This is a genomic window from Candidatus Nitrososphaera evergladensis SR1 (assembly GCF_000730285.1).
Lineage (GTDB): Archaea > Thermoproteota > Nitrososphaeria > Nitrososphaerales > Nitrososphaeraceae > Nitrososphaera > Nitrososphaera evergladensis.
In genome coordinates this window covers 2,690,521-2,711,569 of record NZ_CP007174.1, presented here as the reverse complement: position 1 = coordinate 2,711,569, position 21,049 = coordinate 2,690,521, and the positions used below count along the sequence as shown (strand labels likewise).

Genomic DNA, 21,049 nt, shown 5'->3' with positions numbered 1-21,049 from the left:
GAACAGGAAGAATATCATAAGAAATGGCATACTAACGTAGTAGACATTGCTGAAAATGGATCTTTGATGCTGTAGATTTTAGAACCTGAATATCTTCAAATTTAATAATAACCATCTAATAGCAAACTGTAAGCACGGATGGCTAGCACAAGACGAATTGGCATCACTCCGAGAGAAAAAAAGGAAATCGCCATTCCTGTTGCAAGACGTCTTCGAACTGATGTCCTAGAATTTGGCTTTAAGCGTTCCTTATTCGACGTGGTTTCCTATGACGATGACGAAAACCTACTGAGAATAGTGGAGTGCAAGATAACAAGCCGTATCACGAACATAGGAGGAACATTCGGACAACTCTTAGCATATACGGCCCTGATTTCCAGCAATGGCAAGGATTTCCTAGAGGCAGTGCTCCATGAAAAACGATGGAATATTCCTCTAAATACAATAACGAGGATGCTAGAGTCAAAAACAATTCCTGTTGCATTCTACGTTGCATTCCGGAAACAGGATGTGGAAGATAAGAAGATTTCTTAGAATGGGCGCATGAACATTTTCTCGACAGAAAAATTGGAATAATTCTAGTTGAACGTTCGAAGTGTGATTTCTTTAAAGCTGCAGAAAAGTTGGAAATACCGATCACATCGACCTATTCTAGCCTTGCAGATGCTGCGCAGGAGCTTGATAAGATAATCCGGCAGAAAGGTATGGTTGGAAATGCGAGGACAAAGGTGCATTACAACGGTAAATTTGTGCAGTATTCATATGGAAACGAGAACATTCACTTTGAGGCATGGTTCGGCAAAAAGAGACCTTTCATCGAGATCGGATTACATATTGAAACCAGCAAGAATAGGAATCTGGTCATCCTTAATGCGATGAAAAGAAAATCTAGGCAGATTTTGAAAGAATTACCGGATGCAAAGTTTGAAAGGTGGGGAAGAGCTTGGACAAAAGTTTACGAAAGAATAGACTGGGATGGACAGCTAAAGAGTCTTGACGACGGCCTTTTGAACGAATTATCTAGAAAACTTAAACTCTATGTGGACACGTTAAAACCACTCTTAGAGGAAATCAATTGGGGCAAATCGTCGAAGTTGTCCCAGAAGGAAATCGTACGGATGTTTATCGTGGGCGAAGGTGATAAGAGACGCTGCATCACAACAGAATCTCTCTATAAGCATGTTAAGAGGCTACCAGAATTTTCTGGCTTCGGAGATGAAGATTGGAAAAGAGGGCACGCCACTTGGAAAGCAAAACAGCTAACAGAAGAGGATCCAAGACACTTTAGACGTAAGGACAAGCATACATTCTGTTACGTCCCATAGGTCAGGCCAAAGCAGGAAGTCGTCTTGGATGCATTGTTGGATCTATGGTTGCAAGTATCTTGACAAGACCGCGCCAATACCAGCATATTTTACGCCATATCTACATCCATCTTGCACCAACTTGTAAGGATGCAAAGTTGGCTCTAGGGGCAAGCCTTTTCGATTATGAGGTGTTATCCTGTTCGATGCTGCTTTTTTAATATTCGAAGCAGCTGTTCCGTTTTCAGTGAAGGGGGAATGCCCCAAAATTACTCGGGTTACTCGCGATTAGTGTCCTTTTTACCTTAGTCCTTTATTTTGTTAATAATTAATTGTAACAAATCATTAGTTCGCAGGGGACAACTGCACCTGCGCGCCATCCTGCTGTTGTTGCTTCTCCTGCTTCTCCTTCTTTTTCGCCCGCTCGCCCGTCTTTTTGTTCATGCCGTCAACCGTGCCAAGCGCAAAGACGTACCTGATGCCCTCCGCCCGCATCTCCGGCGACAAGAGCGCGTTCATCTTTTCCACGTCTGCTTTAACATAATCCTCAGAATGCTTGTTGGTTCTTGCCACGACGTACTGGAACTCGTCGCCCCTGTATCTGTGGATCTCGTATATCCTGCTCAATTATTTCCCTTCTTCATGAAAAAAATTTCGTCTGACAAGTAAACCGTGAGTGTCAAAAAATCTAGTGCTAAAGCTCAGTCGAACAGCTTGGACAGGCCAGCAGCTATTCTCCTAGAGAATGCAAGCGTTGCAAAGTGGACTCCAAAGCCAATGCCTGCCGCAACGCCAATGTGCATTTCAGCCTCGTACAGGCCGATAAACAACCCAAGGGGCGGAAGCGAAAATATCATTGCCATGCCGGTGCTCACCCACATCGATTTTGCCAAAAGTTCTGGCGTCATGTTGTCCAGCCTCTGTGCGGAAAATTTCAGCGTCTGTTTTGAGTGGCGACGGCCTTGTTCCATCAATAGTTAAAAAAATTTCACGAAATATTAATATTCTCACGATAAATCATATACCCATATATTATCATAAAACACAAGAATTACATCATGGCCAACTTGGCACGTGCAAGCACTTGCAATTAAACCCCTCAAAGTTTGTAATTTGTGAGATGTTTTGCTGCAGTACTCAGACCGTCACAATCAAATAATTATCATATTCCTGTTATTGCATTATAAAATACGCTTTGGAAGAAATCTCTAACTGAAAAATAACTGGAAATCTTCCCTGAAATAAACTTAATTAGCGAGTTTGCCGCACACAGAGCACATATGGAGATTTCAGCGGCACTTTCTACTGAAGAAGAAAAGGCCAAGCTAGACGAGAAATACGAAAAGCTGATTGACCAGTTTGAGCAAGAGACCGCCCAGTACGACCGGCTCTCCCGGGTTTCTGCGGTAGCCACCTTTGGAGGCGTCCTTGCATCTATACTGGGGCCCCTTTTGTATTTCCAGTCGGCCGGCGTCAATCCTTATCACGCGTTTGCAACAGGGCCGGCGCTGTACATCGCCATAGGCGGGATAATCGCAAGCAAGCTCGTACCAAAACTGGCGATAATGTACGCCAGCCACAAAAAGCACGAAGTGTCGAGAGTAAAGTACAAGCCGGTGACGGGCGTCTGCATGTGCGACCTCTACCAGTTCAGGACGCACCTGCGCAAGATGGACAAGGCCGAGAACGCCGGCGAGCGCATGAAGCACGCCAAGTTGGCAAGCTACTACAAGCACAAGATGGGCTGGGGTTAGGCTAGTAGCCGCAAGGCATTTTACCGGCCGCAGTCAAACACAATGCCGAACGTGGCGTTGGATAGGGTTTACTACATGCGCATTGTACTGGGCATAATCGCCGGCACTATAGCTGGTTTTGCGATTGCGCCCGGCACGGATCAGGGCACGGCAGTCGGGATGGCGCTTGGCATCGCAATCGCGTTTTTCCTGATCTCTGTAGTCATTGGCAGGATGTTTGCAAAGGGCCAGCCAAAGGAAGTGCAGAAAAAGGCCGGCTACGACGGCATCGTGCCTTTCATATTCATGAACATACTGGCAATGGTCATCGTCTACACCGCGCTGCACCAAGGTTCGATACTAAAATAAATAGCGGGTTTTCGTAACGTCGCCCGTGTTGTGGGCTTATCGCACGCCTGGCATCCCTGACGAGCTTTTCGAGCGCACAGAGGATGTCCCGATAACAAAGGAAGACGTGCGCGCCCTTGCAATAAGCAAGCTCCGGCTCAAGGAAGGCTATTCAGCCATTGACGTGGGGTGCGGCAGCGGCAGCATCACTGTCGAGTTGTGCTTGCAGACAAAAGGAGGGCAAGTATATGCAATCGACTTTGACAGCAACGCAATAGAGCTGACGAAAAAGAACCTTGCCAAGTTTGGAACTGAAGCGCAGGTAATCCTTGGAAAGGCGCAGGACGTGCTCCCGGCGCTCCCGCAGGTCGACGCCGTCATAGTGGGAGGCACGTGGGGCGACACAAGGCAGGTGATACAGCTGGCCATGGACAGGCTGAAAAAAGGCGGCAGGATTGTCATCGACACGATACTGATAGAGACGATGTACCAGGCACTTGCAGCAGTCGGCGAGATGGGCCTAAAAGATGTTGACGTGACGCAGGTGACGATTGCAAAGGCTCGAAAAGTTACGACGGGCACGATGATGCTTGCGCGAAACCCGGTGATGATGATCTCGGCTACGAAATAAGCAATAACCTATCTATTGCCTCGTCAAGGTAGCTCTTGTCTATCTCAAACCCTACAAACGATATGCCGAGTCTTTTTGCGGCAAGCGCGGTCGAGCCGATGCCGGTGAAGGGGTCGGCGACGAGCCTGGCGTGGCCATGGAGCATTATGCACATCTCTGGCAGCTTTACCGGAAACGTGGCAGGGTGCGGCCTGTCCTTTCTGCTCTGTATCGTCTCGTACGGGATGAACCACGTGTTTCCCCTGTCGCGCCTGTCTTGTTTTGCTTTTTTCCACCTGCCTATGTTGCTCTTGTCCTGGTACGGGATTCCAACAGCGAGCTTGTCCAGTTTTGCGTCGCCGTGTTTCGTGAAATGAAAGATGTACTCGTAGCAGTCGTTGAGGAAGCGCTCGCTGGCGACGGGCTTGAAGTGGCCCACCGCAATGTCGCCGGCAATCCCGGGATAGTTGCCTGCGTCTGCCTTGCCTATTGCTATTGACTTGACCCACGTTATGACGTTCTGCAGCGCAAAGTGCTTGCGCATGACAGAGGCAACGTCCCATGCGATCCACTGGTCCTTTGGCCTGTTGCCGATGTTTAGAAAGAACGAGCCGTCGTCGGCAAGCGCCCTCTTGACTGCGACCCCGACATCTTCAATCCATGCAAGGTATTTCTCGCGGGGCATACTGTCGTGGTACGAGTTGTAGCCGACTCCGATGTTGTACGGGGGCGAGGTGACAACGACGTCGACCGAGCCTTCCCTGACGTCATCGCCAAAGCCTGCGATGCAGTCCTTGAGGTACAGGGTGGCAGTACTGTCATTGCCGTAGCGCAGCACCCTGTACGGACGATTGTTCATATGTGTATACGGTTTGCAAGTTTCCTGCCAAGCATTTAAGCAAAATGCCAGAGGTCGGCAAAAGACGTAATCCTTAAGTAAAGCGCAAGGCTACAAGTTTCATGCCAGCAGCGCCTGTCTTTGTCATAAACCCGGCATTCATACAGTCGCTTTTTGACGCACAACAGCAGAATTCGATGCTGTTGAACCAGATCCAGATGGACGACATGTCGCTCATTGCAGTCGGCCTGGTGATAGGGCTGATAATAATCGTGGTCGTGGCGTTGATGTCGATGGTCGGCGGGCTGCACGTGTTTGATTAAAAGAACATGCAAAGAAGTCAAGGCGCGCCTGATTCAGAGTGATACCCTTCTATCTGGATGGTGGCGTGGGTGATCTTGAAGCGCTTTTCAAGGAGCGAGTTTATCTCTTGCAATATCGCGTGCGATCTGCCGGTGTCTATCACGACGACGTGCGCAGACAGGGCGTTGATGCCCGATGTTATGGTCCATATGTGCATGTCAAATATTCCGGTCACCCCCCTCACCTGAAGTATCGCGTTTTTCACTTCTTCGTATGATATGTTGCTTGGGACCCCCTCCATCAGGATGTGGATTGACTTTTTGAGCAGAGACCACGTCCTTGGGAGGATAAACACCGCCAGGCCGATGCTGACTATGGGGTCTGCAAGGTAAAACCCGGTTGCCATTATTACCGCGCCGGCGGCAATTACGCCGATAGATCCCAGCGTATCCGATAAAAGCTCCAGGCGCGCGCCTTCAATGTTCAGGCTTTTTTCTTCTTCTTGGCCGTGCTGGTCGCTTGAATGGTGGTGATGATCATGCACGTCGTGGCCGTGCCCACCACTGCCATCACTACCACCGCCACCACTCATCAGCCGCAGCCCCGCCAAATTCACTCCAAGGCCAACTGCGGCCACTATGGTCATGGACAGGCTCTGGATTTCCGGAGGCTCAAAAATGCGCCTGTAGGCCTCGTACAGGATGTATATCGACAGCAGTATCAGGACTATGCTGTTTGCCAGAGAAGCAAGTATCTCCATCCTGTAAAAGCCGTACGTCCTCTGCGGGGTGGCCGGCCTGCGGGCGTAGCTGACGGCAAAGAGCGCCAGAGTAAGGCCGCCAACGTCGGTGAGCATGTGGCCCGCATCTGCAAGCAGCGCAAGGCTGTTGGTGAGAAAACCTCCAACAACCTCTGCAACGAGGTAACCTGAAGTCAGGGCAAGCACTATCTTGAGCTTTTTCATCCGCTCCAGTGCCAGTTTGTTTCTCCTTTCTTCCTGTGTCATTGCAGATTTTCACTGTTTTTCTTTTCAGTATGGGCGTGCGTGCGTGTGTACCTGCAGCCCTGAGAAATAGAGGGTGCTGTCTATTATTATTTCAAAAGAGCAAGCTCTGCCCTTGTAGCCATCCTCTGCCCTATTATTGCTCCAAGGATGCCCATGGCCGCGGACGGCACTGCAACAAGAGGAAACACCGTCTGCACCATCTCAAAGTAGATGATTCCCGTGAGGCTTGCCCACACCGCCCTGTCAGGCATCACTACCTCGTTGAACGTGTGCGTTATCAGCGGATAGTAGAGCACGAAAAACGCGAGGCCGGCAATTGCGCCTGCCGCAAATATCGCGCTCTTGGACCTCCAGTGCGACAGTGTGGCGTCGACTGCGACAAGGGGCACCATGACGGACACATAGAACGGGATGGTGGGCCACAGAGCCTCGTTGGGAACTATGGACGTCATCGCGCTGACAAACACGAACGTACCGGCAAGGGCAGATGCGACTCCAAACTTTCTGCCTGCAAGGCTGAACGTCGCAACCATGATCGCGGCAGTTATCAGCGGAAAGCCGAGCATGGCAAGAATCGCGCCTGCCCACGGCTGCGGATTAAAGTGGAAAAAGCCTGTATCGGAGAATGGAAGCGAGAACATGTCGATAGAACCGGCAGCTGCCAGCCAGACGGGCAGCATGCCAAGCACCAAGAGCGCCTTTGGAAGCGTTCTCCTGTTGCTGCTGCTGTTGTCAATCCTCGGCCACGCATAAATGATTCCTATCATGGCGCCGATTCCGCTTGTCACCATGCCGCTTACAAGCACGGCGTGAGGCGGGCTGAGAAGTCCGTCAAGGCCAAAGAGCGAGTGCCACCAAAAGTCTACCGGGCCGGCCACCAGCAAGAGCGTGACTCCTGCAATCGCAAGCCTCGCAGGCCACTCTGTTTTTTTGACGGCACGGGATGCCGACAGCACAAGCACGGCGCCAAACACCGCCGTCCCGGCTCCAGAGTAGAGCACGGCGTGGGGAGGCGAAAAGAACGTCTCCGGCTTGTTCAGCAGGTGGTTCGTGACATCCCACGTGCCTCCGGATATTGCCATGAGGACTCCAAGCGTGAGGATGATGTACCCCGTAGAGAGCCTCTGTGCCGGTTCAGAAATGAGCGTCCCGCGCTGAAAGTAGTTCATGCGTTCGTAATATTCACCAGCTTCGACAATTTTAAGCCTTTGTCATCACGTATACAGAATAAACGCTCACGTACTCGTTCTGGTGGTCAAGCGTGCCGCTGGAAGGCCAGTGCGCCTGATCGCCGTTGTGCGGAAAGCCGATTGCCTTTACGAAAAACACGAACCTGCCCTCCTGCGGTGGCTTGACAGACAGCGTGATGGCAAAGGACTCGCCTTTCTGCCACGGGCTGCTGAATATTTCGACAGACGGATACTGCGCCTTTACCTTCTGGGCTACGCCTGCATACCCAGAGCCAATATCCCTGCCTGTCTCGATGAAGGTGGCCCCCTGCTTGAAGTTTTCCTCCTGCACGGTCACAATGCCGTCGGTGCTTGTGGCGTTTGGAAACGCGACTGACACTATCTGCCTGTCGGCGTGGTCGCCCTGGTTCGTGGCGTTGACTCGCAGAGCGAAGCTCTGGCCAAGCTCTATCGTGCTATTGGAAACAGAAACGTCCGTTACCACCGGCTCTGGCTTTGGAGGCGTCATCATCGGAACGTATGCCCCCGGCAGGACAAGGACTGCAATCGCAAAGTAGGCGACTGCCGCCCCGATAGCGACGCCTGCGATAACCCTGCCCTTGTTGTTCACGTCAGCTGGCATTAGCAGATGCACTGTTTAAATCTCTTGTCAAAGATCGCTCAAGCATGGATGACAATGCCTGCGATTCGCGAACGCACACCTACCGCAACGGCAAGACGTTTGAGCAGTGCCGCCAGGAGGCAAGGGTCGTCACCGGCGTTTTGGTGGGCGAAATAGCGCAATCAGGAGAGGTGGCGTGGTTCCGCGTGCTTGAAGCGGCAGGCCACGACGAAATAGTCTACAAGCTGACGCTGAAATACCTGCGCGAAAAGGGCTTTGACATCGGCAACTTTCAGGCGCCGCAGGTGAAGCAGCAGCAACAAAAGAAATGAAGGTCCGGGTCTACTTTTGCAGAGAGGAGGCTGCCGACATCGATCTTGCCAGCGCAAGGATCAGCAGGCAGGCCCTTGAAACCATCTACGACCTTGTGTGGGAGCACGAGCTGAAAAACGTCATCACCATTGGCAAGATCTGGCTGCGCTTCCAGCAAAGCAGAAGCAGGCCGTTTGGCCACCCGCTAAAGGAGAAGCGGCCGCACGCAACGATAGCTGCAGGCGACATCATACAAGCTGCCGAAGATCGCTATTACATGGTAATGGATGTCGGCGTGAAGGAGATAAAGCTAAGAGAAGAAGAGGGATAATAGGGGCGCTTGGCGATCCTGCACCAACGACCTGTTACAGCCCATGCCGTTAAAGTCGCGGCTTTTTAGACCTTTTTTCTGATGCAGTTTTGTTTTCTTTCATGCGTGCGTGTGCCGCCAAGCGCCATCGTCAAGCAATGGTTGTAGGCACGATCTTCATGCAATAGTAATATAGAGTTTTTAGTATTAAAATATTCTGTTTATGTAAAAATTACAATTTTCTTGTTCTAGTACAAATTTCAATAATTAAAATTTCTTGTAACATAAAATTCCTGGAAATTGCATTGTGGGTCTGCTATACGTCATCAGCCGAACCCGAAATAGTGGACTCTCTGGTGCAGGTTGCGCTCCGTCTCTGACCTGAAAACCATCGCGCAAAAGCTGCAAAAGTAGAGGCTGAGCTGTTCCAAGTCGCCCTTTTTCAGGACCGCAAGCTCTTCCGGGTCCTCCGTGTTTTCTGCAACCACATAGTCGGCTGGCAGCGCCTTTTCTAAAACTCCCTTGACCTTCTGTATGTCGTCCTCATGTACTATTACAATGTCCTTGTCGTCGGCCGAAAAAGCGCCAAGGATCGCCGGCTTTAGTTCTATGCACAGGCGCGAAATGTCTACCTTGATCATTGCTGCTATTGTGCTCCTTCTTCTGGCGCTATTGATATTGCCACGAGGTCGCCCCTGCCGGACGAAAAAAGCCCGGCGATCTTGACCTTAAAGCCGTATTTCTTGCTCCTCTGTTTCAGCGCCTTCTCTGTCTCTTCTGGCGTGGCAAACCGCGCCTTTGCGCTCAGCCACTCGCCCTTTGGCTCGCCTCGCATCCCGCACGGCATTATCCTGACCGCTTCGTTGTTGCGCAGGCGCTTGACCTTGCCCGTCTCGCTCCTTGTAACGACAAACAGCCTGTCGCCATCTATGGTAAACCACACCGGGGTAGCCACCGGCTGGCCGCTCTTTTTGTAGGTTTCAAGGTTGATGCACTGCTGGCCTTCAAACTGCGATAGGTCTGGGCCCATATACAACTCTCTGGTTGGATTTTGCGGGAATTAATCTTTTCAGTATCGCCGCAAGCTCGTGGTCTATCTATCTATAGGTAGTCGTCGTCGGACTCGGCCTCTTCCCTCTTGTCGTCAATCTCGTCAAGCCACTCCTTGCCGCTCTTTGTTTCCCATTTTGTCTCGATCTTGGCAGGCGGCACAAGCACATCCCGGATGCGAAATACCGCCAGGGGAAGCCGGATCTTGCTCATCTGGTCAAGCTGGTCGTCCGTAAAGCTCCTGCCGCCCCTCGTCTTTACCCAGCAGAGCGCAAGCGGGCTGGCAACCACGATGGCGCTGTGCTCTTTTTGGCCCACCTTGCACGCAAGGTAATCAAAAAGAGCCATCGCCTGTTTTATCTCCTGGGCGATCTGCTCGTGCACCCTGACCTGGATCCTGCGCGGCCCCTTGGCAAAAACAAGTGTGTTTTTCTCTATGAACGAGGCATCCTTGGGCGAGACGTACGCCCAGCCTTCCTGGTCGCAGGTCTGGCGAAAATACAGATCGGCAAGTGCGTCCTTTAGGAAAGGTGTTATCGAAAGGCCCATACAGGAGGGTCAGTACCACTCTTGCTAAAGTATTATGCTATTATTTGTTATTGTGGATGTATGACGGTGCGTGCGTATGATGGTTCGCCAGTGCCGTGCTCTCAAAACCCTTTTGTTTCATGATGCAGTTCATGCAATGAGAAAAATATGGCGTCTAGAAAGGACGACAAAGAAGAATCAGAAAAAAGAGCCGCAGAGGGTGGTGGCGGAAGCAGAGCCGGCAGCAATCCCAATCCGCAGCAGCAAGAGCTTCAGCAACAGCAGGAAGCAGTAGCGCGGTCCATCGATGAAACCAAGCAGAATATCCGGGAGGCGATAGAAGAAGCGAGAAAAGAGATTCCAAAGTACAATCAAGTTGTAAACGATTATCAAAATCAAACGATAGATGCGACAAGGGATATTGCAGAGAGCTACCTTGACTCTCAGAGGCATGCCATCAATACCATGCAGTCGGGCTGGATGCAGTACATGCAACAACAACAGCAGCAGTCGTGGTGGGGAATGCCGATGTCGCCCCAGGCTATGGCAGACATGTACACAAGGATGGCGGGCAGCTTTGCAGATGCCACGATAGCCACCACGAGGATGGCCAACAACATGATGTTTGCAAACATTGAAGCAGCCCGGGCTACCATGAACCATGCAAGAGACAACACAAGGGAAATGGTGAGGATAGCCACAGACTTTACCGAGACGTTTGGACAGGCATCAAGAGAGGCAAGGTCGCGGACTGAGGATGAAAGGCGCAGGCGTAGCTGAATATAGCTACGCGCATACGCCTATCCTATTTTTTATCAAAAAGATGGTAGTGCGTACACACTGCAATTAACTGGCGCAGAAAAAAACCAGTCTTGCGGCATACGAGAAAAAGTATCCCAAGGGATTTTACAAAAAACCTGAAAGACTCTGGTAACAATGCCCTTTGCAGGATAAAAACAACTTCTTGATATTTTTACTGTGACTATTCCAAATAATCTTGAACCTCTGTTTCTTCTCCTCAAATCTTAAGAATCATGGCTGTCGGGACTCAATGATGTCAAGTCTAACAGGAAATAAAAAGTTGCTAGTTCCTGTCCTGTTGGTTGCAGTCTTGGCGATGGCATCAATAGCAGCATTGCCATTTGCTGCTTTCGCGCAGACAACCACTGATGAGGATGAAGACAATAATAGCAACGACACGCTGACAGCTCCAGAAAATAATAACAGCACCGCCGCAACAAACAGTACAGAAACAAATCAACTAGACAACAGTACCGCAACAGACCAGATGGACAATAGTACCGCAACAGACCAAGAAGGCATAACCGGTCAAGCAGACAATAGCACAGCTACTGAAGGCAATAGCACACTAACCGCTCCCGAAGAAAACAACAGCACCATGACCGCTCCAGAAGAGAACGCCACAACAACCGGGGCAGAAGACACTTCAGGTATAGTAGGGACAATTATCGTCAACAGCACCATGTCCGCAGACGACTTTGACGAAGGCAGTCTTGCCGTTCCACAGAGCAATGCTACCCAGATAGCAGCTGCTCAAGTTACCAATGGCACCGTAGTCGACAGCCAGCTGGACGTGGTACAGGGCTTCCTAGTGTACACGGTTACAGTAGTAGACGTTGCCAACCACAATGTCTATCACGTGATCGTCGATCCAGGAGACGGAAACATACTTTACACCTCTCCAGGAATACCTGCGGGCAACTCTGACATAGAGGATGCAATGGAGGAAAGTGGAGGAAGCAGTAATGGTGGCGGCAACAGTGATGATGACGATGACGACCACGGCGGCCATCACTCCCACGACGACGATGATGATGACGATGACAGCAGCTGTGACGAATGATATACATACACACACAGTAGAGGGGCAACAAAACCACATATGATGACGTAGGAACGTGACGGAGGCTCTTTTTCTTCAAAAAGAGCTTCTTCCTTCTTCCTTTTTATTTTCAAATAAAATTCTCGTTGATCTGTGTACTGCTGATTGTGTTATGTTGTGTTTCTTTTGCTGCTACTATTGTGTTGCAGCTAGTCAAATGGGTTGAGATCTATCTTTTTGAACCTGCCCATGACATTATCCAGCAGATCGCCTTCTCCTGTTTTCTCTTGCAGCAGTTTTACTGCTTCTTCTGTTGTCTGCTGGGCTTTTTTCTGATCATTTATCCCGGCATCCGTCTTAATCTTGTTGACCACTTCTTCGCCGCTCAAGCTTTGCTGGGTCGTCGTGAACTGTTGCTTTTCGCTGTCTGAGAACATGCTCGTGATACTGGATGGAAGCTTTGACAGGAGGCTTGATGCCTTGTTTGGATCGGCTTTTTGCAACAGTGTTTTTGAAAGTAGATTGATTGCCGTACTTGCCTGTTCCGGAGTAATCCCTACGCGCTGAGCCAGTTGATTCGCCAGGTCCTGTGTAGACATACAGAATACTATGCAAAATCACTTTAAAGTGTTAAGATTTTCAAACAAAAGAACATCCTTGAATGATTTTTTTCGTTTTATCTTGTCATGTTATTCGGTCGGGTTCTGATAGCGCCAGCTGGAACATTATTAGTTGCACACATACCTATCTCTAGTGTGCAAATATCGCATAAAGCAAGCCTGTCTTGCGCCTTTACGGTATTTTTTATTATGCGAGTGCTAGCTTGAATATCATATTATTATTCATCCAAGCGACTTGGCCATCTTTAGCAATTCGTTGTGCGGCAGGCTGCTCTGGATATAGTACTTTTCTGTATCCATAAAGATCTGGAGCGTATTTATCTTGCCTCCTACTTCCTGTCCGTAGCTGTTGGTGGCCGCCCTGCTGCCGAGGATGACGGGATTGCCATTGATGTTGTCTATCGTAACGCCTGTGACGTTGGCCCATTCCTCTGGAACTTTTGACTTGTCATAGGTAAGCAGGCTTTCATCCCATCCGCTGAAGATCAGGAAATTATTGTAAGAGATCCTTATTCCGCCGTCGACTAGGAACTTGTCGCTGAACGCGCCCTCCCGGTCCTGGAACTTTGCTCGCAGCCGGTCGTTTGCGTACGTGGCAATAAAGCTATAGTTGCTTGCATGGACGCCACAAGCAAAACTATAGCCATCAGGCACGTACGCAGGGAATTTCAGCAAGGCGCCATCGGGAGCGTAATACGACTTGGCAGATGATATGCTGTCAATGCAGCTTGGGTGCGGCCTGTACGATACTGTGCCAGAAATGCCGTACGGCTCTACAGTGTAAGTGAATGTCCTGTTGTTGTGCGGGTTGTCGACATCATTATTATTATCTTCTTTGTCCTGTGGGCTGTATCTTCCATAATTGACCTGAAACATCTTGCCGGCAGGTATCGTCTTTTCTGAGGTGCGCGGCTCTGTTTTTCCATTAGATGACGACAACAGCAGCGACGGGTCCTCGTACACAAGGCGCACTGCAGAACCCAGCTTGTTGACAAAAAGCACGGTCGCGTTGACGTCGCCGCTTGACACGACTATATTCGGGCTGGATATTGCAGGACTGCCGCCGTTGCTTGCCGTAAAGTTGACGGTCACGAACCGGACGTACCTTGGATAGTAGGTATCAAAGAACACCCTCATCAGGTACTGGCCGCCGTCGCCATAGCCAAAGTAGCATTCAAACGTATAGGCATTGTCAGAAATCCGCTGGAAATTCTGCCTCGTTGTTTCAACCGTCGCATTGAAATGGTATTTTTGAAGCAGCGCAATAGCCTGATCGTTGCTGACGCCTTCTACGTCTGAAGAGGACGTGGTCTTTTGCTGGTTGCCTTGTACCTCTTGTTTCTCATCTGCATAGTTGTTATCAGCTTGCGCGATTGACCTGGCAAGGCCATGTGGAAACTCGTCCATGTTTCTGCTGGTGACGCCAAAGCAGTTCCTGTCCGGAATTGTTTCTGTGGTTCTTGCTACAGAGACATAGACATTTCTGGCCACCATGTCGTCATACTCTACTCCATTGTAGCCGATGGTGGCGGCGCTGCTTTTTTCTGCGCCAGTATAGATCTGGAAAAGGACGATGGCGACGACAACACCGCAAATCACAATGGCACTTGTAGCCAGAGCCGATGCCAAGAGTATGTCTCTCTCTCTCTCTCTCTCTTTGGTTGCTCTATGATTTTTAGGTAATAAGGATTTGTCCAAACCGTGCAACCGCAGCTAACGCTGCGCCCTCTATGCCGGAGGAGCCGATGATGATTATTATCATTATATTATTCCTGGCGCGGGCGCGCCTAGAAATTTCAGGTATGCAATTTTGCATCAGATAATTCTCTAGAGGGCAAAATAATCCCCAAGTCTTGTCTTGGTGGCCATTAATCTTTGATACCTGCCTGCACAGTACACTCGAAGAAGGCAGAATGAATTTTCGCACAGGAAGCAATGCTATAAAAAATAAGAAGAAGAAAAAAACAGCCGTAGTGACCCTGTCGGCCGCAAGCCTTGTTTTGTTGGCAGGCGTATTGGTGGTGGCTTCCTCAATCGCGCCAGCAGGAAACGCCCAGGCTGCCAGTAAAGGCATAGCCCAGAACAAGTACATGGAATATGTCAATCACGTGCATGGCGGTTACAAATTTCTGGAAAAGCATACCTGGCACTACAACTCTACCAGATCAGAAGCAGACAACCTTAACGCGTTTAAAGCGTGGTGGTGCACTGATGACTCTGGCAAGCCAATCGGAAGCGACAAGTGCAAAGACATGCCCGCCGGCGACGTAAAGGCGTTCATGCAGTTTGTAGAGAAGAGCAGGGACAAACTGTTGTTTGACAGGGTTGTCCAGCTTCAGGATGAGATGGGACAGCACCACTCGGTCAAGCAGTGGTTCATACAGGCATACAACAACGGCAAGCCGTCCCAGTCAGCAACTACGGACCACACAGAGAGCGAAATGAAGGCAATGGTCCAAGAAGCAGGCAACAAGCTCTAAAAGATGGAGACAGGACAGATAGGGGGCGCGCGTCGGCCGAGTCTATCGTTACCTGCCAGATCACTGTTGTTTTCTCTCTTTTCTCTCTTTTTTCCTCAATATGTATATGTGAATGAATTAGTGTAGATCAGGGTGGACATCATCTCCATCCATGATCCGTACTGCGCCTTCAAAGGTTGTGAGCGTTTTGCCTTCCGCGCGTAGCTGGTCGATAAAGGTCTTGAATGTATCCACTCTCTGCTCGTCTGCGACGTTAAGCATCTTGCCGCCGTTTTCTTCTCCATCATCATACTTTGCAAAGTCCTGCGGGTGTATCGTTACAACGGCCCAGCCTCTGACCTCGATGTCTGCCTCAACCACGCTTTTCATCTCTGCAACAGTGCGCCACGCATGTCTTTCAGAGGTGCTGTTTGCATAGCCGTAGTTGATGCTTTGCGGCATGTGCAATATCCCAAGAGTATCGTTGGCCGGAGCATATGGGCTGGTGTCTGCCTTGCTGGCGCTGATTATCTTGAGGCCGCCAAGCTTCATGGCAATGAGCGTGTTTGTATCGAAATTGTTGTAAGGCGCAAAGAAAACCTTGGCGTCTTTGCCCATGACTGACTCTATCTTTGCCTGTGCCTGGCTAATCGATTCTTCCTGCTGCTGCGCGCTCAAGGTCGTATAGTCAACATGGTCCCAGCCGTGTATGTCGTACTCAAAAAGCGGGCCACCCTCCCTCACCTTGTCAACTATGAGGCGGTCGCTTCCATAATGGTTCATGACCAGCCCGACAGATAATGGTACAGATTTGCTGATGAAAATATCAAGCAGCGCGACTTGCGGCTCTTGCTTCCAATAGTCCTGTATGTCGTCAGCCCTAAAGATTACGCAGTTGCATCGTGTAGGTGAAGAAGACGATTGTCCGTCAGGAGACGTGTGCCTTGCCAGAGCCTGCTTTTGTTGTTGTATCACAAACATGGCTCCGGTCGCTAGCAGCAATGCGCTTGCCACAACAATTATCGTGACGTTTTTCCTGATGTGGACCATGTTAGTGGCCCCTCGCTGCGCTACTGGGAAATACCAGTCCCGATAATCTTGTTGAAAGCAAAACCGCACGTACAACAACAATGATAACCCGTCTGCCACTCTTCATCAATGTGTGGTGCCCCCTGCCGCCTCGGTCATGCATCAAATCGCAAATGCTCATCTTAGGCTTTGTGGTGATAGACCCACGAACGAATGAGACTGATGCTAAAGAGATAACCGCCGTTGCGGGAAAAGTCTCTAGGTGTTTTCTGCACAAGCAATAATAAAACAGGCAATCGCTCCGCCAAAGAAGATACCGCGACGAGAGTCGGGCTGGGCGGCTTGTCCACACACACGCACATGTATCCCAAAAAATCAGTGACTGCACACACATATGTGTGTGCAGCTGCTCAAGGTTGCGCTAGCTCCTTTTTTCACATGACCCTCAAAATTGGGTAATAGCTCTCTGGGAGAAGGGAAAGACCAAAACGCTTGTTCCGGCAAAGACCGTACTTTGACTTGGGTTCAAGTAGGATTGCAAGGGAATGGCCTCCCAGTTGGCTTGATGGAAAAATCTCGTAACTGTCATCACAAAGCGCCCTTTTCTCCGGCCCAGCAGCTGTTACTATTGCTGCCATGGCAGGAGCTCTTGATTGCGGCTTGTTTTCACGTTTTGAGCCTCTAGACTGTATGTAGTAACGCTGTACTGCTGCTCTTTCGGCGCAAGGGCTGTCAAGAGACATGGACACAAATCCATGCCGGTGCAAAAGATTGAGGAGCTTTTTGTTTTCCTTTGGAACAGCGTACGCGGCCGGCAAGTCCACGTACCTTGAAATTTCCAGGTACGGGGTATAGTTTGGCAATGAAAGAATCTCTATATTATCGGATTTCACAGTCTTGAAACTCATCCTGAGCGCCTGGCGTGCTGCGGCATACCTTGACTGAATAGGCACCCTTTCCCCTTTGACGGGAATGTAATTGGAAATGCTGCGGAGATGGCTCCCGTTCCGGACTGACCATGCAAGAATGGACAGGAGGGCTTGAAGTTGCGCCGCTACGAGCAATTCCCTTTTTAGCTCTCCATCTTTACGGGTGGGGGTCCTTCCTTCAAGCAGGACCGTCATGGCATTATATCTGAGAGTAAGGAAATTGCGTGCGTCGATGACATCCGGCGTGCTATGTCTGACCCTGCCAGATGGCCTTATCATGCAATATCTTTCGCAGCTGAATCCATGAAGCTGCAGATCCGCCCTTATCTCGTGCAGAAATTGATCCAGTGTTTTCTGGTTCATGCAGGGATTCGCAAAGACGCACGGGCTTGTGGGAACGTCGACGAATACGTCATGGTGAAGCACCAGCCCTTTCTTCAGCAAATGCTTTCTTTTTGAAGGGTAGTTGTGAACATCAATTACAAGGTGCGGCCTCCATTTTCTTATAAAAGAGTGCATTGCTCTTGTCTCTGCCGCGTTCAGGAATTGGTGATCCCTGTTCAGGTCAATGCCCGACGCGTTAGCCCTGGACCTCATGGATGCACCATCTGGATTTGCATCCTGGAGGATGGCTATCTGGAGAGACTGGAATTCCCTTTGATAGATGCTGCTGTTGTCGTCAAGAATGTTGACTAGCCTGCCCACTGCTTTTCTGCCATACCGCTCGTCGCCATGCTGTCCCGCCAGGACAAAGACCCTGACTTTGGGATTTTTTTTGCCTGAATCCAAATGACTGCCTTCATTATTGTAGTAGTAGCCGACGACCAGCGGCCGGCCCTTTTCAGAGTAGCCTATTATCTCAGAGGAGCTGCCTGGATGGGAAAAACCGTGTTCTTGCTCAAGCATGATATGGTCCATGACTCACTCACGATTTTTCAACATAAAGCATGTTGTAAAGTCCCTGAGAGGAAATAAGTTCCGTGTGAGTTCCATCCTGCACTATTTTTCCATCGTTCATTACAACCAGCCTATCAGCTTTGCTGATTGCTTTTAGGTGGTGTCCAACAAGAATTATCGTAATGGTGCTCTTGAGATTGTACAGTGTTGCCATTATTGCAGATTCTGATTCAGAGTCAAGTGCAGAACTAGGCTCATCTAGCAATAAAATCACCGGTCTTCTTATCAGCGCTCTGGCTATCGCGATCCTCTGGGCCTGCCCTCCAGAGAGGCTGATCCCTCCCTGGCCCAGGCGGGTTTCAAACCCTTTCTTTTGTTTTAGGATAAAGTGCAAGCAGTCGGCTGATTCGCACGCCTGCCTCAACTCTTCGTCGGTGGCATCAGGTTTTGCCAGCTTGATGTTCTCAGAAATAGTTCCGCTAAAAATGAATGGCGTCTGTGGAACTACGGCAATTTGCGACCTAAGAGAATCAAGTTTTATCTTTTTTATGTCCTGGTCGTCGATCAGGACCTGGCCCGATGACGGATCGTATAGCCTGGAGACTAGCTTCAAAAGCGTACTCTTGCCGGAGCCGCTTCTGCCTACAATTGCGGTCAAGCTATGCGCCGGTATCTTTAGATCTATGCCTCTTAGTACTTCTTGATCGTAACGCTGCTGCTCCTCCTGATGTACAGGCGCAGCAGAGGAGGAAGAAGAATTGCTTGAAGAAGAAAGCGAATACGAGAAAGCGACGTTTCTAAACTCTATGCTGCCATGCTGTATATCCAGGTGAGTGGCGTCTGGAGATTCCTGGATTGAAGAAGGCGTTTCTAGGATCTCCTGTATTCTTTCTGCTGCAACTATGCCTTTTTGGTAGTCATTAATCGCTTTGGTAAAGCTCCTGTAGGGCTGGTAAATGAACAAAGACAGGCCGCTGCACTGGATCAGGTTCCCCACTGTCATGTGCCCATCCAGCACCCTTAGGCCTCCCTGCCACCAGATTAATGCCAGTCCAAAACTTGTAAACGCCCACACTACGCCGGTTATCATGCCGACATACTTTTGAGTCTGCACCTGGTTTGACTCTATTTTTTCAGCAAGGGATGAGACTTTCTCAAACGACCTTGACTCTGCAGTTGAAGTCTGCACGGTCTCTATCCCGTCCAGCGTTTCCTTTATTACCGTGGTCAAACGGGCTCTTGATTTCTTGGCCCGCCTTGATGTCCTGTGCAGCTTTTTTTGCAGCCTTGACACTATCAGCCATTGCGCGGGCAGGACGGACAAGGCTATTGCGGCAAGAAAAGGATCCAGCAAAAATAGTAGCAGAATCGGGTATGACATTTGCACGACCCTCACGACGGTCTTGATGAAGCTACTTTCAATGAAGGTCCTTAGGGATTGGGTGTCAAGCAATGCCCTGTTGAGGAGTTCGCCAGAGCCGTACTTTGAATGAATGTCTAGCGAAAGTACCTCTAGTTTTTGGATCAAGGTCTTTCGTATTTCAGACACAAAATGCCGGCTGACCTTGGCGATAGAAGTAGTGCGAAAGTATGCCGCAGTTCCATACAGACCCGCGACAACCATCAGGCCAATAACAGCATAGGTGACAGTTTCTTGAGGTGTTAAAGATGAAAGATCTATCATGCCATAGATCCTTGGATGCGCTGTATGGTGTATCCCGTCGATCAATGTTCCTGTAAGTATGGGCACCTGCATTGGTATGATGACAAAAACAACAGACCAAAATACCGCCCAGATTAGTCTCAGCCTGTCCTTTTTCAGGTGCGTCAATACATATCTTGCAGCAGAAATTGACGGCTCCTTTTGATGCGCGTTTTCTACTGATGTTGTTGTTGCTGCCCGCCGGCGACGGAGCCTGAATATTGTCATCGTCATCCTTGCCATCATCATGATGATGAGTTGCTGCTGTCCCCGATGAACTTCATGACGGCATCTGCAAGCTCTTTTCCGGTATCGACAGACGCATAGACTGGAATGCGGCTGTTCTCTTCAAATTCTTTTACGAACAACGGCGACGACGTGATCGCGCCCGATACTGCGATCACTTTGTGGCCCATTTCCTCTATCTTTTCGGCGGCGTAAAGTGCGGCAGGCGCGCTGTCTGCCGCAAGTATTATTCCTTTTATCATGCCTTTTACGGATTGCTCTGCAAGAAGAATGGCAGTTTCTCTTTGCAGTATTCCGTCCGCGATTTCCATTATGACCACGTCGGGGTTTGTCTTTTCCAAATCTGCCACCATGGTGTCAAAGAGGTCAAACAGCTCTTTTTTGGTGCAAAGGTAAGTAGACGGGAACCCATAGTCGCTGAAATCTATGATAGTCCTTGCGTACGCGGATCTTAGTTCGTCCTGGTCCCGGTTCGACACACTCCCTGTGAGTTTGCAGGCTGCCACCTTCAACCCCTGATCCGAGAGGCTTTTTACGAGTATCCTTGCGGCAGTCGTTTTTCCTGCGTTCATTCCTGTGCCGACTATTATGATTATGTTCTTCAATGCGCCTTTTGGGCGCGATAAATGAAACCCCAGTTCCTTAAGATTCACCTTGAGGCCTTTCTTGTTCTTTAGAAAACCGACAAAAGTAACGCTGGTGGGCCTGCCAAATTCCTTATGCCGGGATTTTACAGTCCCAATCATGCCTCCTGCAGTCAGTATGCTGAGGTCTTGAACTCCAAAAAGTTCGCCTTCAAGGGCGTCGGTGGCATACCTGTTTCCGAACACTCCCACAAGGAGATCGCCGGGGTAGATCCGCAATTTTCTGTTGTTTGCAGTTATGATTGAATTGTGATAACCAATTCGATCTACTTTTACAAGCGCAAGGTCGCCTGCTTTTGGCGCAACATTTGAAACATTTTCGTCAAGACCGTAGCTGCTGCCGTTTTCAAGTATCCTGCAAGCCCAAGACCACTTTATCTCGGATGCAGACGACGACGATGATGTCTCTGTTGTTTGGCTGCCGTAATTGAGAATTGCCTTTTGAGGAGGAGAGTACATTAGGCTCAAAAAAATATGATTTTGCAGCTATAAAATGAAGTGTGCCATTTTATGTGCCATTTCCTAGTGGCATTGATATATACACACA

At 49.7% G+C, this 21,049-nt stretch carries 26 protein-coding genes; 11 read left to right on the top strand and 15 right to left on the bottom strand.

Going from position 1 to position 21,049, the window contains the following annotated elements; translation table 11 throughout:
* Window positions 1–138 precede the first annotated feature (138 nt).
* Window positions 139–534 carry a hypothetical protein gene (locus NTE_RS14855; protein WP_148701729.1) on the top strand — a complete coding sequence of 132 codons (396 nt, stop codon included), beginning with the start codon at window positions 139–141 and terminating at the stop codon, window positions 532–534.
* 89 nt (window positions 535–623) lie between these two features.
* Window positions 624–1,325, top strand: a complete 702-nt coding sequence (locus NTE_RS14850) for a hypothetical protein (RefSeq protein WP_148701728.1) — start codon at window positions 624–626, stop codon at window positions 1,323–1,325.
* Between the two features lie 324 nt (window positions 1,326–1,649).
* Here the strand turns inward: NTE_RS14850 and NTE_RS14845 are convergent, their stop codons facing one another.
* Together NTE_RS14845 and NTE_RS14840 are read right to left on the bottom strand one after the other, a co-directional pair.
* A complete protein-coding gene (locus NTE_RS14845; protein ID WP_148701727.1) occupies window positions 1,650–1,931 on the bottom strand; it encodes a hypothetical protein in 282 nt (93 codons plus the stop codon).
* A 74-nt stretch (window positions 1,932–2,005) separates the two neighbouring features.
* Window positions 2,006–2,275 carry a hypothetical protein gene (locus NTE_RS14840; protein ID WP_226987051.1) on the bottom strand — a complete coding sequence of 90 codons (270 nt, stop codon included), beginning with the start codon at window positions 2,273–2,275 and terminating at the stop codon, window positions 2,006–2,008.
* 309 nt (window positions 2,276–2,584) lie between these two features.
* On the opposite strand from NTE_RS14840, the gene NTE_RS14835 reads away from it, so the two are divergent.
* The 3 genes from NTE_RS14835 to cbiT are packed head-to-tail and all read left to right on the top strand — an operon-like array spanning window position 2,585 to window position 4,016.
* Window positions 2,585–3,058, top strand: a complete 474-nt coding sequence (locus tag NTE_RS14835) for a hypothetical protein (protein ID WP_148701726.1) — start codon at window positions 2,585–2,587, stop codon at window positions 3,056–3,058.
* Between the two features lie 51 nt (window positions 3,059–3,109).
* On the top strand, window positions 3,110–3,406 hold the full coding sequence (locus tag NTE_RS14830) for a hypothetical protein (RefSeq protein WP_148701725.1): 297 nt from the start codon (window positions 3,110–3,112) through the stop codon (window positions 3,404–3,406).
* A gap of 28 nt (window positions 3,407–3,434) precedes the next feature.
* Window positions 3,435–4,016, top strand: a complete 582-nt coding sequence (cbiT, locus tag NTE_RS14825; protein ID WP_148701724.1) for a precorrin-6Y C5,15-methyltransferase (decarboxylating) subunit CbiT — start codon at window positions 3,435–3,437, stop codon at window positions 4,014–4,016.
* On the opposite strand, the gene NTE_RS14820 is transcribed toward cbiT, so the two are convergent.
* Entirely contained in the window at window positions 4,006–4,854 is an 849-nt protein-coding gene (locus tag NTE_RS14820; RefSeq protein ID WP_148701723.1) for a DNA-methyltransferase, read from the bottom strand. The two genes, cbiT and NTE_RS14820, sit on opposite strands and share 11 nt — an antisense overlap.
* A gap of 101 nt (window positions 4,855–4,955) precedes the next feature.
* On the opposite strand from NTE_RS14820, the gene NTE_RS14815 reads away from it, so the two are divergent.
* Window positions 4,956–5,156 carry a hypothetical protein gene (locus NTE_RS14815; RefSeq protein WP_148701722.1) on the top strand — a complete coding sequence of 67 codons (201 nt, stop codon included), beginning with the start codon at window positions 4,956–4,958 and terminating at the stop codon, window positions 5,154–5,156.
* Window positions 5,157–5,173: 17 nt separating this feature from the next.
* Here NTE_RS14815 and NTE_RS14810 read toward each other — a convergent pair whose 3' ends face one another.
* From NTE_RS14810 to NTE_RS14800, 3 genes are all read right to left on the bottom strand, one after another.
* Window positions 5,174–6,142 carry a cation diffusion facilitator family transporter gene (locus NTE_RS14810; RefSeq protein ID WP_148701721.1) on the bottom strand — a complete coding sequence of 323 codons (969 nt, stop codon included), beginning with the start codon at window positions 6,140–6,142 and terminating at the stop codon, window positions 5,174–5,176.
* A gap of 86 nt (window positions 6,143–6,228) precedes the next feature.
* Window positions 6,229–7,311 carry a hypothetical protein gene (locus NTE_RS14805; protein ID WP_148701720.1) on the bottom strand — a complete coding sequence of 361 codons (1,083 nt, stop codon included), beginning with the start codon at window positions 7,309–7,311 and terminating at the stop codon, window positions 6,229–6,231.
* A 31-nt stretch (window positions 7,312–7,342) separates the two neighbouring features.
* A complete protein-coding gene (locus tag NTE_RS14800) occupies window positions 7,343–7,954 on the bottom strand; it encodes a hypothetical protein (protein ID WP_148701719.1) in 612 nt (203 codons plus the stop codon).
* Window positions 7,955–7,998: 44 nt separating this feature from the next.
* On the opposite strand from NTE_RS14800, the gene NTE_RS14795 reads away from it, so the two are divergent.
* Window positions 7,999–8,265 carry a hypothetical protein gene (locus tag NTE_RS14795; protein WP_148701718.1) on the top strand — a complete coding sequence of 89 codons (267 nt, stop codon included), beginning with the start codon at window positions 7,999–8,001 and terminating at the stop codon, window positions 8,263–8,265.
* Window positions 8,262–8,576 (top strand): hypothetical protein, encoded by a 315-nt coding sequence (locus tag NTE_RS14790; protein WP_148701717.1) that lies wholly within the window; start codon window positions 8,262–8,264, stop codon window positions 8,574–8,576. The genes NTE_RS14795 and NTE_RS14790 overlap by 4 nt, the downstream gene beginning before the upstream one ends.
* 305 nt (window positions 8,577–8,881) lie before the next feature.
* Here the strand turns inward: NTE_RS14790 and NTE_RS14785 are convergent, their stop codons facing one another.
* From NTE_RS14785 to NTE_RS14775, 3 genes are all read right to left on the bottom strand, one after another.
* Window positions 8,882–9,196 (bottom strand): hypothetical protein, encoded by a 315-nt coding sequence (locus NTE_RS14785; RefSeq protein ID WP_148701716.1) that lies wholly within the window; start codon window positions 9,194–9,196, stop codon window positions 8,882–8,884.
* Window positions 9,197–9,201: 5 nt separating this feature from the next.
* On the bottom strand, window positions 9,202–9,585 hold the full coding sequence (locus tag NTE_RS14780; protein ID WP_148701715.1) for a PPOX class F420-dependent oxidoreductase: 384 nt from the start codon (window positions 9,583–9,585) through the stop codon (window positions 9,202–9,204).
* A gap of 71 nt (window positions 9,586–9,656) precedes the next feature.
* The gene (locus NTE_RS14775) at window positions 9,657–10,154 is read right to left on the bottom strand and encodes a hypothetical protein (protein ID WP_148701714.1); all 498 of its coding nucleotides are present in this window, start codon (window positions 10,152–10,154) and stop codon (window positions 9,657–9,659) included.
* Between the two features lie 147 nt (window positions 10,155–10,301).
* Here NTE_RS14775 and NTE_RS14770 point away from each other — a divergent pair, with 147 nt between their 5' ends.
* Window positions 10,302–10,913, top strand: a complete 612-nt coding sequence (locus NTE_RS14770) for a hypothetical protein (protein WP_148701713.1) — start codon at window positions 10,302–10,304, stop codon at window positions 10,911–10,913.
* A gap of 337 nt (window positions 10,914–11,250) precedes the next feature.
* The gene (locus tag NTE_RS14765) at window positions 11,251–11,997 is read left to right on the top strand and encodes a PepSY domain-containing protein (RefSeq protein WP_158385641.1); all 747 of its coding nucleotides are present in this window, start codon (window positions 11,251–11,253) and stop codon (window positions 11,995–11,997) included.
* 188 nt (window positions 11,998–12,185) lie between these two features.
* Here the strand turns inward: NTE_RS14765 and NTE_RS14760 are convergent, their stop codons facing one another.
* Together NTE_RS14760 and NTE_RS14755 are read right to left on the bottom strand one after the other, a co-directional pair.
* The gene (locus NTE_RS14760; RefSeq protein WP_148701711.1) at window positions 12,186–12,575 is read right to left on the bottom strand and encodes a DUF2267 domain-containing protein; all 390 of its coding nucleotides are present in this window, start codon (window positions 12,573–12,575) and stop codon (window positions 12,186–12,188) included.
* A 243-nt stretch (window positions 12,576–12,818) separates the two neighbouring features.
* Window positions 12,819–14,225 carry a hypothetical protein gene (locus tag NTE_RS14755; RefSeq protein WP_148701710.1) on the bottom strand — a complete coding sequence of 469 codons (1,407 nt, stop codon included), beginning with the start codon at window positions 14,223–14,225 and terminating at the stop codon, window positions 12,819–12,821.
* 344 nt (window positions 14,226–14,569) lie between these two features.
* Between NTE_RS14755 and NTE_RS14750 the strand changes: the two genes are divergently transcribed.
* Window positions 14,570–15,076 carry a hypothetical protein gene (locus tag NTE_RS14750; protein WP_148701709.1) on the top strand — a complete coding sequence of 169 codons (507 nt, stop codon included), beginning with the start codon at window positions 14,570–14,572 and terminating at the stop codon, window positions 15,074–15,076.
* 117 nt (window positions 15,077–15,193) lie between these two features.
* Here NTE_RS14750 and NTE_RS14745 read toward each other — a convergent pair whose 3' ends face one another.
* The 4 genes from NTE_RS14745 to NTE_RS14730 all read right to left on the bottom strand — a co-directional run bounded on the left by NTE_RS14745 (window position 15,194) and on the right by NTE_RS14730 (window position 20,961).
* Window positions 15,194–16,105, bottom strand: coding sequence for a polysaccharide deacetylase family protein (locus NTE_RS14745; RefSeq protein ID WP_148701708.1), 912 nt, complete (start codon window positions 16,103–16,105; stop codon window positions 15,194–15,196).
* 413 nt (window positions 16,106–16,518) lie between these two features.
* Entirely contained in the window at window positions 16,519–17,919 is a 1,401-nt protein-coding gene (locus NTE_RS14740) for a M14 family zinc carboxypeptidase (RefSeq protein WP_158385639.1), read from the bottom strand.
* Between the two features lie 19 nt (window positions 17,920–17,938).
* On the bottom strand, window positions 17,939–19,861 hold the full coding sequence (locus NTE_RS14735) for an ABC transporter ATP-binding protein (RefSeq protein WP_148701706.1): 1,923 nt from the start codon (window positions 19,859–19,861) through the stop codon (window positions 17,939–17,941).
* The gene (locus NTE_RS14730; protein ID WP_148701705.1) at window positions 19,858–20,961 is read right to left on the bottom strand and encodes a P-loop NTPase family protein; all 1,104 of its coding nucleotides are present in this window, start codon (window positions 20,959–20,961) and stop codon (window positions 19,858–19,860) included. The genes NTE_RS14735 and NTE_RS14730 overlap by 4 nt, the downstream gene beginning before the upstream one ends.
* Window positions 20,962–21,049 lie beyond the last annotated feature (88 nt).